The organism is Phormidium sp. FACHB-592, from assembly GCF_014695795.1.
Taxonomy (GTDB): domain Bacteria; phylum Cyanobacteriota; class Cyanobacteriia; order Leptolyngbyales; family Leptolyngbyaceae; genus Stenomitos.
In genome coordinates this window covers 63,840-80,727 of record NZ_JACJOZ010000032.1, presented here as the reverse complement: position 1 = coordinate 80,727, position 16,888 = coordinate 63,840, and the positions used below count along the sequence as shown (strand labels likewise).

General features: G+C 51.4%; 10 protein-coding genes. 4 read left to right on the top strand and 6 right to left on the bottom strand.

The features are described from left to right. Positions 1-15: 15 nt before the first annotated feature. Positions 16-1,719 carry an FkbM family methyltransferase gene (locus H6F86_RS32120; RefSeq protein ID WP_242033414.1) on the top strand — a complete coding sequence of 568 codons (1,704 nt, stop codon included), beginning with the start codon at positions 16-18 and terminating at the stop codon, positions 1,717-1,719. 517 nt (positions 1,720-2,236) lie between these two features. On the opposite strand, the gene H6F86_RS07570 is transcribed toward H6F86_RS32120, so the two are convergent. The 3 genes from H6F86_RS07570 to H6F86_RS07560 form a co-directional block, all read right to left on the bottom strand. Next, positions 2,237-4,468: an O-linked N-acetylglucosamine transferase, SPINDLY family protein gene (locus tag H6F86_RS07570; protein WP_190447690.1), complete on the bottom strand. Its 2,232-nt coding sequence runs from the start codon at positions 4,466-4,468 to the stop codon at positions 2,237-2,239. Positions 4,469-4,633: 165 nt separating this feature from the next. After that, complete coding sequence (locus H6F86_RS07565) at positions 4,634-5,194, bottom strand: type IV pilin-like G/H family protein (protein ID WP_190447689.1); 561 nt, start codon at positions 5,192-5,194, stop codon at positions 4,634-4,636. 131 nt (positions 5,195-5,325) lie between these two features. Then, the gene (locus tag H6F86_RS07560) at positions 5,326-6,648 is read right to left on the bottom strand and encodes a methyltransferase domain-containing protein (protein ID WP_190447687.1); all 1,323 of its coding nucleotides are present in this window, start codon (positions 6,646-6,648) and stop codon (positions 5,326-5,328) included. A gap of 628 nt (positions 6,649-7,276) precedes the next feature. Between H6F86_RS07560 and H6F86_RS07555 the strand changes: the two genes are divergently transcribed. The 3 genes from H6F86_RS07555 to H6F86_RS07545 all read left to right on the top strand — a co-directional run bounded on the left by H6F86_RS07555 (position 7,277) and on the right by H6F86_RS07545 (position 13,409). Continuing rightward, positions 7,277-8,719: a HAMP domain-containing sensor histidine kinase gene (locus H6F86_RS07555; protein ID WP_190447685.1), complete on the top strand. Its 1,443-nt coding sequence runs from the start codon at positions 7,277-7,279 to the stop codon at positions 8,717-8,719. A 143-nt stretch (positions 8,720-8,862) separates the two neighbouring features. Further along, positions 8,863-10,203, top strand: a complete 1,341-nt coding sequence (locus H6F86_RS07550) for an efflux RND transporter periplasmic adaptor subunit (protein ID WP_190447684.1) — start codon at positions 8,863-8,865, stop codon at positions 10,201-10,203. An 11-nt stretch (positions 10,204-10,214) separates the two neighbouring features. Next, complete coding sequence (locus tag H6F86_RS07545) at positions 10,215-13,409, top strand: efflux RND transporter permease subunit (RefSeq protein WP_190447682.1); 3,195 nt, start codon at positions 10,215-10,217, stop codon at positions 13,407-13,409. Between the two features lie 113 nt (positions 13,410-13,522). On the opposite strand, the gene H6F86_RS07540 is transcribed toward H6F86_RS07545, so the two are convergent. The 3 genes from H6F86_RS07540 to H6F86_RS07530 are packed head-to-tail and all read right to left on the bottom strand — an operon-like array spanning position 13,523 to position 16,676. Next, a complete protein-coding gene (locus H6F86_RS07540) occupies positions 13,523-14,113 on the bottom strand; it encodes a cupredoxin domain-containing protein (protein WP_190447680.1) in 591 nt (196 codons plus the stop codon). A 31-nt stretch (positions 14,114-14,144) separates the two neighbouring features. Then, positions 14,145-16,466 (bottom strand): heavy metal translocating P-type ATPase, encoded by a 2,322-nt coding sequence (locus H6F86_RS07535; protein WP_190447678.1) that lies wholly within the window; start codon positions 16,464-16,466, stop codon positions 14,145-14,147. A gap of 15 nt (positions 16,467-16,481) precedes the next feature. Further along, entirely contained in the window at positions 16,482-16,676 is a 195-nt protein-coding gene (locus H6F86_RS07530) for a heavy-metal-associated domain-containing protein (RefSeq protein WP_190447676.1), read from the bottom strand. Positions 16,677-16,888: the final 212 nt, after the last annotated feature.

The following is a 16,888-nucleotide window of genomic DNA, read 5'->3' as shown; positions in this document are numbered from 1 at the left end:
TTGAGAGCCTTACCTATGGCATTTTTTCTTCCAAGTCTCAAGAAAAACGGTTGTTTAGATCCAGTTCATGTCACCCTTTGCAATGTTGGTTCTCGCAAAACGGGCACTAAAGATGACTACGGAACGCAAGCATGGGGTATGTTTGCGCCTAATTTGACGATTTATGGGTTTGATGCTGATGCTGCCGCTTGCGAAGCCGCAAATGCTGATGTTGAGAGGCGCGAGATTAATTGGCTCGAACAACACTTTCCCTTAGCGATCGCCAAAGAAGTAGGCACATCAACCCTGTACATCACGAATAACCCGCAGTGTAGCTCGTTATACACACCTAATGCTCCTTACTTAAAACGGTTTCTGCGCTTGCAAGAGATGGTGGCTTTAGAGTCTACGACTGACATCGAAACTACTAATTTAGATACAGTCTTTCAAACTGAAGGTATTGATGAAATTGATTTTTTGCAAATTGACGTGCAGGGTGCAAGTTTGCAGGTTTTAGAAGGCGCATCCTGGCTGTTAGAACGCAGTGTTTTGGCAATTCAAGTCGAGGTTGAATTTTCTCACCTGTATGCCAACGAGCCATTGTTTGCTGATGTTGATACCTACCTGAGACAGCAAGGCTTTACGCTCTTTGACTTAGCGCCGCTTTCGCAGGGGCAGCGATCGCTACTCCATTCCACAGAACGTCCTGGTCAGGTGCTCTGGGCAGATGCTATTTACTTCCGAGATCTCCTTCAAGAAGATACAAACGCTCAATTCAAAAGCCCTGATCAGCTTTTTAAGCTTGCTTGCATTGCAGACGCCTTAGAGTTCACTGACTATGCGTTGGAACTGCTGGAGCACCTGACGCTGCACTACGGCAACGACCCAATTTATAACGTTGCAAACCACATTGTTGAAAGCCTAACTCAAATTCCTGAACTGGTTCACGCTGGGCTAAGTACATTTCCAGCCGTTGCTAACTTACAAGATTACATTACAGGTGCTGCTGCCGCCTTTCTAGCAGCAAATCCACCTACGGCATCAACTACTTACGCCTCTCCAGTGCAATCATTCAACTCTGCCCACTACTTACAGCACAATCAGAAACGACAGGCTCATCTAGCGAGCCTGAACCTAAATTTGACTGGTATGACCGTTTTGGAAGTAGGAGCAGGCATTGGTGATCACACACCGTTCTTTCTTGAGCGCAACTGCCAAGTCGTTAGCACTGAAGGTCGGCAAGACAATTTTGAGCTTCTAAAGCAGCGGTATCCTGACTTAGACGTAAGGCTGTTAGACCTTGATCATCCTGGTAACGGTTTAGAGCAATCGTTTGACATTGTTTACTGCTATGGGTTGCTCTACCATCTGCAAAACCCAGCCGAAGCGATCGCTTTCATGGCTAACCACTGCCAAGGGCTATTACTGCTGGAAACGGTTGTTTCTTTTGATCAAGGTGAATCGCTTAACCCTTGCCCTGAACCCGCTGATAGTCCAACCCAAAGTATCACAGGGCAGGGCTGTCGTCCTACAAGGCTTTGGGTCTATAACCAGCTCAAAAAGCATTTTGCGTTTGTTTATATGCCCATCACACAGCCAGATCACGAGGAGTTCCCCATTGACTGGTCGGCTGACCTGACTCAATTGGAATTCAAACGAGCTGTCTTTATTGCGTCTCGTGAACCGTTAAGCAACCCATTATTAAAGGAAGATATTCCTATGCGGCAGAGCTATCATTAGAAGGTTTTGCAGCCGTTTTTAGCAGCCTAAATCATATCCTCGTAAGGATAAGCAATCATAGCCCTTGCGAGGATATGACCAACTTCTTTTGCCTCGCCTGGCGGAAACTGCCGCTGTCCAAGCAAAACTTGCCTATAGCCTACGGTATTAAAGAAACGCGGCGTGTTAAGGAGTGCTGCTTAAGTCTGTGAAAGCAAGCGTTGCTGCTGTGGAAACAGTTTTAACCGCTAGCTACAAGCAGCTTGTCGGGCAAGCAGACTTAAGAGGTTGTTTGAAAAGTGTCTGGCGGCTAAAGCCGTGACCACGAAAACAGATCCCGCCGGCGTGGACTACCCGAATAAAAGAGTTTTATAACCTGCATTTCTTGAGTGCTGTCAGGCTATAGACAGGTTTGATCCATGTAGCTGCGTTCGCATCGCGTCTCCGAAGAAGTATTTAGTCGCCAAAGCTACAAGAAAGCGGACTTTTAAGACATTCTCTAAGACTAGAGTTAAGCCATTTGACAATTGCGAGCACCTTACTGCGTATGAATTTTCCACATTTGCTCGTAAGCGTTTTCCATCTCACGAGTAAACTGCTTACCATTCCAGAGGGGTGAGGTATGTTTAGACTGGCGCAACTTCCAGGCAACTTGCTGCCGCAGTGCAGGCTCTTTGCCCAGCCGAATGCCCCACTCAACATACTCCTCATCCGTCCAAGCAATGCCTTCGGTAATGCCTGCATTCATCATCATGGTGTAGCTATTCCGTGCGGCGAATTGATCACCTACCCGCGTCACGAGTGGAATACCCATCCAAAGTGTTTCTAGCGTTGTCGTCGCTCCATTGTAGGGAAAGGTGTCTAAGACAACATCAGCAATGCCTAAATTAGCTCGATGGGTTGCTTCGGAGGCAACTTCCGAGAGGAAGCATAGACGATCGCTAGCTACCCCTTCTTCTTCGGCAATTTCGATAAAAAAGTTTTTCATCACGGCTTCGTCAGCCAACCCTTTAATCAAAAAATAGCCCTTAGGTACTGCTGCAAGAATCTTCATTTGCAGACGCACTGTATCAGCGTGACGCTTGTAGCCTTTCTGTCCGCTAAGGTAGATGATCGCATCCTCTGGAATTTGAAGCTGGTCGCGGCGTAACGTTGGCACACCTACTTCAAAGCCATCTACTGCAATATAAGTTTGGGGCAAGCGCCAGATTCTTTCTGGGTAATAGTCTTGTGCCCAATCAGGCAGCACGTAGGGGTCGGCAATGAAATAGTCAACTGTTGGAATGCCTGATGCATCCCAGCCTAGCCAGCTTACTTGAATGGGTGCTGGCTTGAGCGAGAGGATTTCGCAGTTCAAATCTAAGGTAATGCTGTCTAAATCGATTAAGATATCAATTTCATCGTGAGCAATTCTGTCTGCTAACTCCACCGTATTGTTGGAGCCATCAACACCACGCCGCCACACCGTATCAAACTGACTAATGTACCAATCGTACAGCGCATCGTTTTGCCGTTCATTAATGAAGTAGCCATAGAGCTGAAACCGATCGCGATCGTGGTATTGCAGCAACCATCGTGCTAGCCAGCCAACTGAATGCCTACCCATACAGTGCGACAAGTACCCGATCTTCAGCGATCGAGGTGCAGTGCTGCCTCGACTAGAATAGTTTCGCTGCTGATAGTGAGCGACATTGGCTTCAGCATTGGTTCGCACATTGTTACAGCACAGCGCCATCACTTGATTTTGAAGGGCACGGTTCTGGCTCAAATCATCTCTGAAATAAGGCAAAAAGTAAGTTGAGGTGAATAAACGAGTCGTGCGAACTGGATGGATGTCAATAGGCGGCTCTGCAATAAGCGCTTTCAACAACTGCTCATGTTGCTGTAATGCTTTGAGCGCCTTTTGCCAATGCCCACCTGCTGTCATTAGCCCTCGCAGAACAAGGTGACTGGAGAAAATTTTCTCTGGCAAATCGTCTGTCAGGTCATAGCGCCGTTGTGCAGCGGCGATGCCTTCACCGTAGTGACCAGCATTCTGATAGAACGTTGATAGATGCCCCAAGACTTCCACATCCTCTAGATCGTGGTGCAGATATCTCTCTAACAGGTGTGCAGCAAAGAGTGGTTGCCGCATCGAAAACGCCAGTTTGATCACAGCGGGCAGCAAAACTGCCATCAGGGATTCGTGCTCGTGAAGTCGATCAAAGCAAGCATCTGCAAACTCAAGCGCGATCGGATCGGGTGAAAGCGTTGCCAAAACTCCGCCCAGCACATCTAGCAGCAAGGTCGCGTCACCATCGATCGCTTGCCCAGCTTGTAGTTGCTCAATCACGCCTAATGCCTCTAGATCCTCACTGGTGAGAGTTTCCAGGGCGATCGCGTGCTGCACAATACGCAACATATTTGCGAGGTCGCCAGGATCAATTTCATGAATGTGTTGACGGATAGTCCAGGCAAACGCGTGATGATGCAACAGTTCTTGTCGTGCGGCTTCTGTTTGCAGCACCTGAATCAGTTCGGCTGTCCAGTCATCAATTTGTTCGGGTTCACCATCAGACATACCAAAAAGCCAGGTTGTCTGTGCCTCTGCTTCTTGCCCCTGCAACAGCAACAGTAACCCTAAATGCCAATAGTACGTTTTGGTGTCAGGTTCAGCGTCGATCGCCTGCTCATAAAAGCGAATTGCGTTGCTATAGTCTTCCTGAAGCAGCCATGTATATGCCTGTGGGTGCCAGGTTAAGCCATTGGTCAAAAAAGATGTATCACTCATGGGGCAATTCTGGCAGTTGATGCACGATTACAACTATTCTGCTTCGCTCAAGACGATCGACAAAAATGACAAAAGGCAACAGGACGAAGCCCATTGCCGTAAGAGCAAATAAGGAAACCAAATTGGCGCGTTGCCCACTTTGGTTTCCTATGTGATGAAGAGAGACTATTGCAGGGGCACGTGGGTGCCAGTGCAGGTAGGAGCAGCGGTTGCGCTAAACGTTACAACACCACCGCTACCTTGTGTACCACCGTTGGACATAGCCGATTTGCCTTCACACAGGACGGCAAGCGTAGTTGCTTCGCTGGTCGCCGTAATGGAGCCAACATTGACTCCACCGATATAGGTTTTGAGGGGAGCGGTAGCAACTACAGTGTCAGCGAAGTTTGTCACCTGAGTGGTATTAATGCCACCACCGTTGATTTTGTAGATGTAGTTGGTTGTTTGAGTCGCAACGCCAAGACCCAGTTCACCAAAGTTACCGTTAGCTGCAAAGGCGTTCTTTTCCAGATAGTAGGCTTGTTGCGCTCGGTTCATGGAGCCAACGTAGGTCTTAGCTTCGGATTGCTTCGCTTTGTTTGCCTGGTTAAGGAAGGAAGGCAGTGCAATAGCAGACAGAATACCGATGATGATGATAACAACCAACAGTTCAATCAGGGTGAAGCCTTGAGCTTCTTTCTTTTGAATCAAGTGGCTCAAGAACTTTGCTTTAAATTCGGACTTCATGAGAGGATCTCCTTAAAGATGCGGGGTTGGTGTTGGGGTTGGGTTTCTAACTCCTGAATCTAACTTGCCCACTTTAGTCAGCTTTCATATCACCCCAACGCAGAAAGTTTGAGCAATTATTTCAAAGGCTCTTATGCTGGGCACTCCAGCAGAATGTAGCCTAGGCTTTCAAGCGTTGTAAGGAGTTGTTGCACTCGTTCAAAGGCGTTTTCCAGCGTGGTTGGCTCCAGCGTCACAGGGTTGAAGGGGCGGAGCATTTGCCACCGCTGCGCTAGAGCTGTCACGGGTTGCGGTTGCTCTAGCAGGGGCAGCAGACAGCCTGCCATAAAGCTGTCGATGCTTACAGGCTCATCAACAATCTTGAGATGACGGCTGATTTCAAAAGGGCTTGATTGTGTAATGCAAGCAATGAGATCTTCTTTCAGCGCCGCCGTTTTTAGCTGCGGATGAAGATGTGCGTAGGCAGTTTGCCAGGAATCGGCTGTCCATTCTGCTACTGGTGTGTAAGGCATCCCCTCATGCGGATGACCACACCACAGATCCAGCAGGCGATCGACTGGATGCAGCAGTTCAAACAGGTGTAGCTGCTCCTCTGCCGATTTTTCGCCGATTTCCAACGTCACAGAAATGGGAAGTTCTTCAATATCGGTAAAGAGACTGAGCAGATCCCACTTTCGCCAGTTCACCATGCTAATGAATTCCAGATCAGCCGCACGCATTGCAGCAAAAAACTCTGGAATTGTCCAACCTTTGTCACCCTGAAGCAGATAGTTGGCGAGAACAATTTCGTCATCCGTTTCAAAATTTGGGTTCCAGACCGTGGATTTAAGAAAAACGTGGTTCTTCAACGATCGCATGGTTTGCCGCACCAGCTCTATATCCTCGTCCTGAGTGGTGCCACCCATCAGCCCCACTGACTTGAAGAAGGCTTGAGCGCGGAAGTAGATCATCCGCTGCAAGGCACTGTGAAAGTTAGTGCGGATAATGCCATTTGGCTTTAAGACTGACCGCATTGCCTGAAGCCCTGCAACTGGGTCAGGTAGCAAATACAGCACTTCATCCGCATTAATATAGTCAAATTGCAGCTTCAAACTGGGCAGATCTTCGATCGAGATGGCATGAAACTCAGCGTTATGAAAGTCGTAATGCTTCAGGCGTTGTTCTGCTAGCTTGACGGATTCTGAGGAGAGGTCAACACCGACGATCGTGGCTCCTGGGTTCGCCTCTGCCAACATCAAGGACTTATAGCCAGTGCCGCAACCTGCATCCAGAATGACGGCTCCTTGCGTGTTGATGATCTGCTGATTTCTGAGGTAGAAGGCTGTGACTAAGCTGTGTGTATAAAGTCTGGTGGCATCATCTTTGGGAGATTGCTCTAGCGGAATTCTAGGGTATGGAGCCTGGTCAAACTGTTGACGAACTTTCTCTAGCGCATCGATCACTGGCTGGTTCATGGTTCACTCATCCTGGTGGTAAAAGACCGTGGTTTCCTGGTTGGCTTTTGGTTTAAGTCAGCATACCCATTTTTCATAAAGGCGAGCCAGGCAGTCTACATCGACTGCTGTGCACCAAAAGTATGGTTGCAATGCACCACTAAAGTCTTGCACTACACCATCGAAGTCCTGTCGCCAAAATGGAAGCGGGAAAAGTAATGTCTGTGGTAAACAGCTAGATGTCATAGTGAAAAACTGTGCGTTGATGCCTGGAAACGACAAGGGAGCAGACGCAAAGTTGTCGATCGCTCACCAACTTGAAAGCCAAAGCCTCAAAAGCGAAATCATAGTATTAGCAGCTTAATGACAGTGCTGAAAATTATGTGGAGTTGCGCTGCTACAGGACATCTGAGCTAGAAGCGGGTTGAGCTAGAGGACAGCTCTTGCTCCCTCTGTGTTTATAGTTCAGAGTTCAAACAGAGACCTGGGCTGGTGCTGCTATTCAGTAAGCCTCAGTGTCGTTTTTTATAAAAGTTTTTTCATCAGCCGTTTAGTTACCATTTATCTCAATCTTGAATCATTGCTAAAGTAAAGCCGTTGAGGTGAAAGGCTTTATGCCCTTGCTTTCCAGCACTGATGGATTGAGCTAATGAAGAACCATTGGTATCGTGCCTTTTTCAGTGTTCGCACCCGGCTACTGGTTTGGTACTTTTTGCTAACAACGGGCACTGTCTTTATCTCAATTCAGACAACGTATAGCCTTTTCTGCGATCGCATCCGCATCCAGGCAGAAGACTCCGCGTTGCAGCAGGCGAACCAGTTTACGGTGTTAGTGCAAAAGCATCGTGAAAAAGGAAATTTAGGACCCAGTAATATCAGTGTGTTGTTCGATCGCTTGCTCTCTAGCTATGTGCCGACGCGAGGTGAATACATCATTACGCTGGTGGGCAATCGCGTTTATGACACTAAGCCAGCACTACCGTCAGACTGGCTAACGCAGCACTCTAAACTGATACAAACCTGGACAACGGTGGCAGGAGAACGCCGTCAAGCTAAAGCTCAGGAGAAACAGCTTTACTATGTGGTAGAGCCTGTAACCTGGCAGGCGACCAATGAAACCGGCTTAATCGTAGTTCTGAATGACAGCACACTGGATTATCAGATTGCGCGGAGTGCGATCGGATTGGTAATGCAGGTAACGTTTGTGCTGCTGCTGATCTTCTTCTTGCTTGCCTGGTTTACGGCTGGACGGGTGCTGTATCCGCTGCGGTTGCTTACAAAGACAGCACATTCCATTACCGAGTCCGATATGACTCAACGCCTTCCGGTGCAAGGTAGGGATGAAATTGCTGAGTTGGCGACTACCGTAAACGAAATGCTCGATCGCTTGCAAGCTGCCTTCGATAGCCAAAAAGAGTTTTTGAAGGATGCTAGCCATGAGCTGCGAACGCCGATCACGGTGATTCAGGGACATCTGGAAATGCTGCAATACCAGCCAGAGAAGGACGCGTCTATCGCCCTAGTGATGGATGAGCTGGAACGCATGAGCCGTCTAGTAAACGATTTACTGCTGCTGGCAAAAGCGGAGCGATCGGACTTTCTGCGGCTCAAGCCAGAAGAACTGGACTGGTTGACGGAGGAGGTCTACCTCAAGGCACGGGGACTTGCCGATCGCGCTTGGCGCTTGGAGTCAAAAGGGTTAAGCCCGATCACGGTCGATCGCCAACGGCTGACGCAAGCCGTGATGAATCTGATTCAGAATGCCATCCGACACACGAAACCAGGCGATCCAATTACGCTTGGTTCCTCGGTAAAAGGAGACTGTGCCTACTTATGGGTCAGCGATACGGGCGAAGGCATTGCATCCGTTGATCAAACCCGCATTTTTGAACGCTTTGTACGGGCAACAGGCGATGCCTACAGTGAAGGCTACGGCTTGGGCTTGTCGATCGTTACAGCGATCGCTCAGGCACATGGCGGTCGCGTGGAACTTGCTAGCCAAGTTGGGCACGGCTCCACGTTTACGATTGCCATTCCGCTAGATGGCACGCTTACAAAACTCCCTGCGGAACGGTTAGAAATCAAAGGCTAACAGCAGATTAACTGCTATCTTTTTGTAAAGTAAATATAAACTTTTTTTCACAAAGCTTTTACCGCTAATTTATCCGTCTGCTTGAAACTTCTGAATAACGATTGACGCAACGCTTTTGTTCTCTAGCCCTTTCATTGCGAACTATGAACAACGTTGACCCTCAAGTTCAGACTCCTGACCCATCTACTACTCCTGAGCCAACCCAGCCACTTAAGCCCAAACGCTGGGTGTGGGCAGTCGTGCTACTAACGCTAGCAACGGGTGGCATTGCGACCTGGCGATCGCTCACAGCAGGACAAACCTCAAAGCCTGCCGTCGCCCAACAAGCACCTCCACCCCGCGCCGTGGAAACGATCGCTCTCGCTGAGGGTAGTGCTGCTAGACCCGTGCAGCTATTGGGGCAGGTAGAAGCAGCAGAGCGGGCAACCGTGCGCGCCCAAACCAGCGGCGTGATTCAGGAACTATTCGTGCAGCCGGGCGATCGCGTTGCACCGGGCACCACGATCGCCGTGCTGGATGATGCCGACCAGCAGTTGGCGCTGGCACGAGCACAGGCACAGTTGGCACAACAGCGCAGCAACCTGGCACGTCTAACGGTGGGGACCCGTCCCGAAATCGTTGCTCAACGCAAAGCCGCACTCAGCGCTGCCACAGCCCGCGAGCGGGAAGCGATCGACAACCTCAGCCGCACCTCTGCGCTGGTCAAAGACGGGGCGCTGTCGCAACGGCTGCTGGTCGAGGCAAAAGCCAACGTCGATACGGCGCGGGGCGAGCGACTCCAGGCACAAGCACAACTGGCAGAAGCGCAGGCGGGTCCCATGCGTGAAGAAATTGAGGCGCAGCGAGCCAATGCAACGGCAGCCCAGGCAGAAGTCAATCAGGCACGGCTGACCCAACTGCGGACGCAGGTAAAAGCAACGTCTGCTGGCGTTGTCGATCGACGGGTGGTCAGTCGGGGCGACTATGTAGAAAGCAACGGCGAAATTGTGTCGCTAATTGCAGGCGATCGTCTGGATATTTTCCTGGAATTACCCGAAGATCTGACGGGCAGAGTCACGGCTGGAATGCCCATTCAGCTCACCTCACGGGCGCTGCCCCAGTGGAAACAGCGAACCACGATTACAGCCGTCGTCCCAGCAGCAGAAGCATCCTCCCGACGGCAGCGCGTGCGCGTGCGGCTAGAGAATGCAGGACAGCGCTTGCTGCCTGGTATGGCGATCGCTGGCACGTTAGAAATGCCCGCTGATCGCCGCAGCTTTGTGGTGTCGCGTGACGTGCTGACCCAGCGACAAAATCAGTGGTTTGTGTTTGCGATCGAGGCTGGCAAAGCCAAGCAGGTTCCGGTGGAACTGGTGACGGATATGGGCGAAAGGGTTGCTATTTACAGCAATGCTTTACGTACCGGTCAGGAAATTGTCTTACGCGGCAGCGATGGACTGCGGGACAGTGCACCTGTGAAAGTCGTTCAGAACAGCAACAGCTAGAGGATACTGCGATGAATCTGATTGAACTGGCTGTGCGATGGCGACACGGCACCTTCGTCTTGTTTTGCTTGCTGGCAATCTTTGGGGTGTTTGCCCTGTTAGGGCTGCCGCTGGAGCTACAGCCCGGTGGCGATCGTCCCGAAATTACTATCACGACCACCTATCCTGGAGCGGGACCCACGGAAGTAGAAGACTTGGTGACACGCCCGATCGAAGAACAGATGGAACAGGTGTTGGGCGTGCAAGAGATTAGCAGCAATTCCCGTGCTGGACGCAGCGCCATCACCCTGGAATTCACGCCCGGTGCGGATCTAGAAGGGCGATTGGTGGATGTGATCAATCGGCTCCAGCAAGCAGATAGTTTGCCTCCCGAAGCAGACGAGTCCAACGTGGAACTGGTGGGCGGCAGCAGTTCGCCGATGATGTGGATTCCGATGGTGCCCCAGGATGGCAAAGGCGACCCCAATCACTACCGCGATCTGGCAGAAGAGGTGATTGTACCGCGACTGCGACGGGTGGAAGGCACCGGGCAATTCTTGATTGTGGGTGGACAGCGGCGAGAAGTAGAGGTCAAAGTTGACCCGAAAGCGCTGTCGGACCGCAACCTGACGATTGGTGATGTGGTGCAGATGCTGCAAGCCAACAACCGTGATATTCGCGGCGGTCCGTTGATTCTGGGACGGCGCGAATACCGCGTCAGAACGCTGAGTCGATCGCAAGATTTGGCGCAAATCGAGGGTTTTGTGCTGCGGCGAGATGCCTCCGGGACGGTGTATCTGCGGGATGTAGCCAAGGCGCAAATGGGGCGCAAAGTGCAGGATAGCGCGCTGGTTTTTAACGGTACGCCAACGGTGGCGATCGGTGTGATTCGGCAAGTCGGTGCCAACGTGCCCGAGGTTGCCAAAGGCGTACGCGATACCATCACGCAGTTAGAAGCCGAGCTAAACCGCCAGGGAGAAGCCCTGCGCTTCGCCTACAACTATGACGAAAGCCAGTACATTCAGCAGTCGATCGACCTGCTGCAAGGAAACCTGATCAGCGGTGCCTTACTAGCCACACTCGTGCTGTTGCTGTTCTTGGGTTCGATGCGAACCGTTGCCGTGGTAGCCCTGACGATTCCCATTTGCTTGATTACTATTTTCATTGTGTTGCAACTGTTTGGTCGCACGCTGAATCTCATTAGTCTGGCTGGAGTCGCTTTTGCGGTGGGTATGGTGGTGGATTGCGCGATCGTTGTGATCGAAAACATTTTCACCCACATGCAGAAGGGCAAAAGCGCAATGCGGGCTGCGATCGAGGGCACGCAAGAAGTGTGGGCAGCGATGCTCGGCTCGACGCTGACTAATGTGATCGTCTTCCTGCCTCTGATTATGGTGACCGGGGAAGCGGGACAGTTGTTTGCCGATATGGCGATCGCCCTTTCGTGTTCTGCCATCTTTGCCCTGTTTTCGGCGGTTACCCTGGTACCTATGCTTTCTGGGCTATTTCTTGACCAGGCAGAGGCACAGCGAATGCTATCGACCACCACGTCATCCGCTGTACCGCTTCCACCGGGTCTGTTTGGCAAAGCGCAGCAGGCGGTTTACCGCACCTCCGATGTCTTCCGCTACTTTCAGGGCAAGCTAGAAAACTTTCTTGCCTCAACGGTGAGTTGGTCGATCGGGCGCAGGCGCATGGGGCGTAGACTGCTGCTATTGGGCATTCCAGCCGGGTTGCTCTTGCTGAGCATTCTCCTGTTGCCGCCTGCTGACTATTTGCCCGAAGGCAACCGTAACCTGGTGGTGCTCCGGGCTGAGCCGATGCCCGGAACCAGCATTCCCGAAGCCATTCGGCAGTCGCAACCTGTGCAAGATTTCCTACGATCGCAGCCGGAAGTCGAGCGCATCATGTACGTCGATCGTCCCGGTGCCTTGCGTGGCATTGCTACCATCCTCAAACCAGAATTTGCCACCACCGCAGGATTAGCTGAGATGGTCAACCGCCTGAGGGCAAAGGCTAGCGATTTTGCGGGCTATCGCTTTGTCATTCCTACCCGCATCTCCATCTTCCGCGATCCCGGTAAGGAATTTGATGTGGATATTGTGGGAGCCGAGCTGGAGCAGTTGAGTGACCTGGAGCAAGAAATTACGGGTAAACTGCGTGCCTTGCCCGGAGTGCAAAGCGTGCGATCGAATTTTGTGATGGGCGCTGGCGAAATTCAAGTCATTCCCAACCGCGAGCGGCTAGCAGAAGTAGGGTTGTCTGAGACAGAAGTTGGTTCACTGGTGGAAGCAGCGCTGGGCGGACGGTTAGCATCGGATTTTATCGACGGCAAAGAGGAACTGGATGTCTCAGTGGAATTGAGCAGCGCAGCGGTGGAAACGCCAGAACAACTGCGCCAGTTGCCCCTATTTGCACGGCAGCGACAAATCCAACTCAGTGATGTTGCCGAGGTGCGAGAAACCACCGGACCCGATGTGATCAACCACGTTGATCTAGAACGGGCGGTTTCACTAACCATTTCCCTTGCCCCCGATGCGCCGCTTGGCTCTCTTGTCCAACGCACCGAGAATGAAATTCTGGCTCCCCTGCGATCGCAGCTCCCCGCAGGCTACCGTCTGGAGCTTGCAGGTTCAGCCGATCAATTGGCAAAAACAGTGTCTGAGCTGGCAAGTGCCTTCGCGTTTTCTGTCTTCATTACCTACCTGTTGCTGGTCGCACTCTACCGCTCTTTTCTCTATCCACTGGTGATTATGGCAACGGTGCCGATGGGCATGAGCGGGGCGTTGTTGAGTCTGGTGCTGGTGAATCGGGTGCTTGGCTGGGTAGTGCCGCTGGATATGATCACGGCGCTGGGCTTTGTTATCCTCACTGGAGTCGTGGTGAACAATGCGATTCTGCTGGTCGATCGCGCCCTGCAACTCCAGCAGGAAGGCGACGACTACGATGCCTCGCTCTACAACGCTACCCGCGATCGTCTGCGGGCGATCTTCATGGCGGCTAGCACCAGCATTCTGGGAATGCTGCCGCTGGCGGTGGTTCCCGGTCAAGGCGCAGAGCTGTATCAGGGCTTAGGCATTGTTCTGACTGGTGGACTCGCCTTCTCCACTATTCTGACGCCCACGGTGGTTCCAGCTATTATGGGGCTGCTGCGTGATTTCTCCGATCGAACGTCCTCAAAGTCCCAACCTGCCGCACCCAAAGTCAAAGTCCAAAACCCTACTTAGCTGGTGATCGTAGGGTCATGACCAGGGGGAGCGATCGTTTTCCCCTATGGTAATTTTGTAGGTTTGCACAAATGCGGTGATGATTTTGGTTTCTGCTATCGGGAAAGGCTGCCTTAATTCAGATCTCCTTGCAGTGCAGTAAGCTGACGCATTGGCTTCGGTGCAGCCGCTTCAACTTCTACAACACCCTGAAACATATTCATGCCGCAGGTGAATGGATAGTGCCCCGGCTTATCTGGCGTAAACTCCACCGCTGTGACCTGATTCAAATTCAGCTTCCGTGCAATGTGGAAAGCGGGCACTAATACGGTTTCAAGGCAACTACTAGGATCTTTGCGGAAGAAATTGAGCCGGACGGGTTGCCCCACGCTCGCAACAATCCGGCTGGGTTCATAGCCACCATCAACGATAATGGTCAGCTCCTGCACGCCTTGCGTTGCTTCTGCCTTATGTGACTGCTTTTTGCTGAAGAGAAACCACCAAAGTTCTAGCCCTATTAATGCAGCACCACCCACAACCACACCAATTTTTAGACCCAGCGGTTGCTCAAGACGATGAAACTGAGTCGTTTGATGGTCAGGCATTGCCATTGCCATCTGAGCATTAGCGTAGTCGCTTGAAGAAAGAAGTGCCACGCTTGAAGCTAGACCCAGAAAGAGACCTAAACCTGCAAGCTCGGCAACCAGCGTTTTTCTGTTAAACATCGATTAGGCCTCCTGCCAGCTTATTGCTAGCTTATGTTGTCGCTTTGGGCTGAAAATTTCGTAACCGCAGGGCGTTTGTGATGACTGAGACAGAGCTAAACGCCATGGCGCCACCTGCAATCATGGGACTCAACAACCAGCCAACAAAGGGGAACAGAATGCCAGCGGCGATCGGAATGCCAGCAACGTTGTAGATAAAGGCAAAGAAGAGATTTTGGCGAATGTTTTGCATCGTGGCACGAGACAGTTGAATGGCAGTGACAATACTTTGCAGATCGCCCGAAATCAAGGTGATATCGCTCGCGGCGATCGCCACATCAGTACCCGTTCCAATGGCGATCCCTACATCTGCTTGAGCCAGAGCCGGAGCATCATTAATACCATCACCTACCATTGCCACGATTTTGGCTTTAGTCTGTTTGGCTTTAGCACCTGCCTTTAACGGCCTAGGGGCAGCAACGGGTACGCCCATAGTGCCGCGTTGCAGTGACTCAATCACAGCGACCTTTTGGTCGGGGCGTACTTCGGCAATGACGTTTGAGATACCCACTTCACGAGCGATCGTCTCAGCTGTAGGGCGATTGTCTCCTGTCAGCATGACTACGTCTAACCCTAAGCGCTGCAAGGCTCGAATGGCTTGAGCGGACGAGGGTTTAATGGCATCGGCAATGCCCATAATCCCCTGCACCTCACCATCAATGGCAAGCCAGATCACAGTTTTGCCGAGTGCTTCCAAGCGGTCTCGATCATGTTGCAGTGCTTGAGTGTCAATACCTAGCTCGTTAAACCAGCGTTGCGTACCAATCTGTACCAGCCGATCCGATACGTTGCCTTGCACACCGCTACCCGCGATCGCTTCAAAAGCTTGTACGTTGGTTAAGTTCACCTGTTGCACCTGAGCATAGTTGACGACTGCTTCCGCCAGGGGATGTTCTGAGTTGCGTTCAACCGAAGCTGCCAGACGCAGCAGCTTTAGCTCATTGCTATTTGCGGTGCCTTGAGTGGTGACAAAATCAGTCACCGTTGGCTTGCCCTGCGTGATGGTGCCTGTTTTATCCAGCACAATGATCTGGATTTGATGCGCTAGCTCTAAGCTCTCTGCGCCTTTGATCAAAATGCCGTTTTCTGCACCCTTGCCCGTGCCCACCATGACAGATGTAGGTGTCGCTAGACCCAGCGCACAGGGGCAGGCAATAATCAGCACGCCAACGGTGGCGATCAGCGCCAGGGTGAAATTGCCCATTGCTAGAAACCAGATGACAAAGGTTGCGATCGCAATGGCAATCACAACCGGCACAAACCAGCCTGTTACCTGATCGGCTAACCGCTGGATGGGCGCTTTCGAGCCTTGAGCCTCCTGCACCAGCCTGACAATCTGAGCCAACACCGTATCTTTGCCAACGCGGGTGGCACGAAATTTGAAGCTGCCTGTCTTATTAATGGTGGCTCCAATGACCTCATCGCCGGCTTGCTTCTTAGTGGGTACACTTTCGCCCGTAACCATCGACTCATCGATCGTCGAGGAGCCTTCGACAATTTCCCCATCAACAGGAATTTTTTCGCCCGGACGGACGACAACGATATCACCGATTTGCACTGACTGAATGGGTACTTCCATCTCTTGCCCAGCACGGATAATGCGGGCATCTCTAGCCTGTAGTCCAATCAGTTTGCGGATGGCATCTGAGGTTTGCCCTCTGGCACGGTTTTCAAACAGCCGCCCCAGTAAAATTAAGGTGATGATGACGGCTGCGGCTTCATAGTAAACCTCTGGCATCAGTCCCTGAGCGGTAAAAAAGCCAGGGAAAACTGTGGCAAAGATGGAATAGCTGTAGGCAGCACCTGTACCGATCGCCACTAGCGTATCCATGGTTGCGGTATGCCGCTTGACGGCTTTCCAAGCATTTTTAAAGAAATCAGCCCCACACCAGAACAGCACTGGCGTTGCAAGTACAAGTTGTACCCACGGACTGTCTAACGCCCGGATGCGAAACGGCAAGTTGAACATAGCAGACATGGCTCCGACCACAATTACAGTGCTAAGAATGCCGCCAACGACAACTTTGCGTGTAAGCTGCTGCCGTTCTGCTACACGTGCCGTTTTTTCGGTATCGTCTTCACTAGCCATCAGGCTTTGGTCTTGGAGCGAGAATGCTGCATAGCCTGCTTCACTCACCGCAGCTTGAATGTTTTCTAGATCGGTTTTTTGGGGGTCGTAGGTGACAGTGGCTTGCTCGGCACCAAAGTTTACAGTGCTTGCACTAACTCCTGGCACCGAACGAATCGCGCCCTCAATGCTGTTGGCACAGGACGCACAGCTCATGCCCCGCAGTTTGAGATTAACGGTTTCCATGCTTCCACGCCTCATTTAAGTGACAGAATAGCCAGCCGCCACGATCGCCGCTTTCACCGTTGCTTCAGGCGTTTGCGTTTCAATCACGACGAGTTTAGTTTTAGTATCGGCTTGCACCGTTGCACTGGGGTCGATCGCCTGCACAGCCTGGGTAATAGTATCGCTACATGCAGAACAAGCCATATTAGGCACAGTCAGTTCAATCGCCATACTTCAAGTTCTCCTAATAAGGAATTATGCTTATCTTAAAGTCTCCATCCGGCTGGACAGTCAAGTGGTAGTGCTCAATCATTTACAGTTCTCTACGTCGTTATGCTTGCGCTCTTGATTGAGCAAGTAATAGTGAGACTGTTTCTTCTCCAAGGCGTTTTTTGCTTGGAGATCTCCTTATTGAAACAAGTAGTGTTTCTTCCCTACAGCAG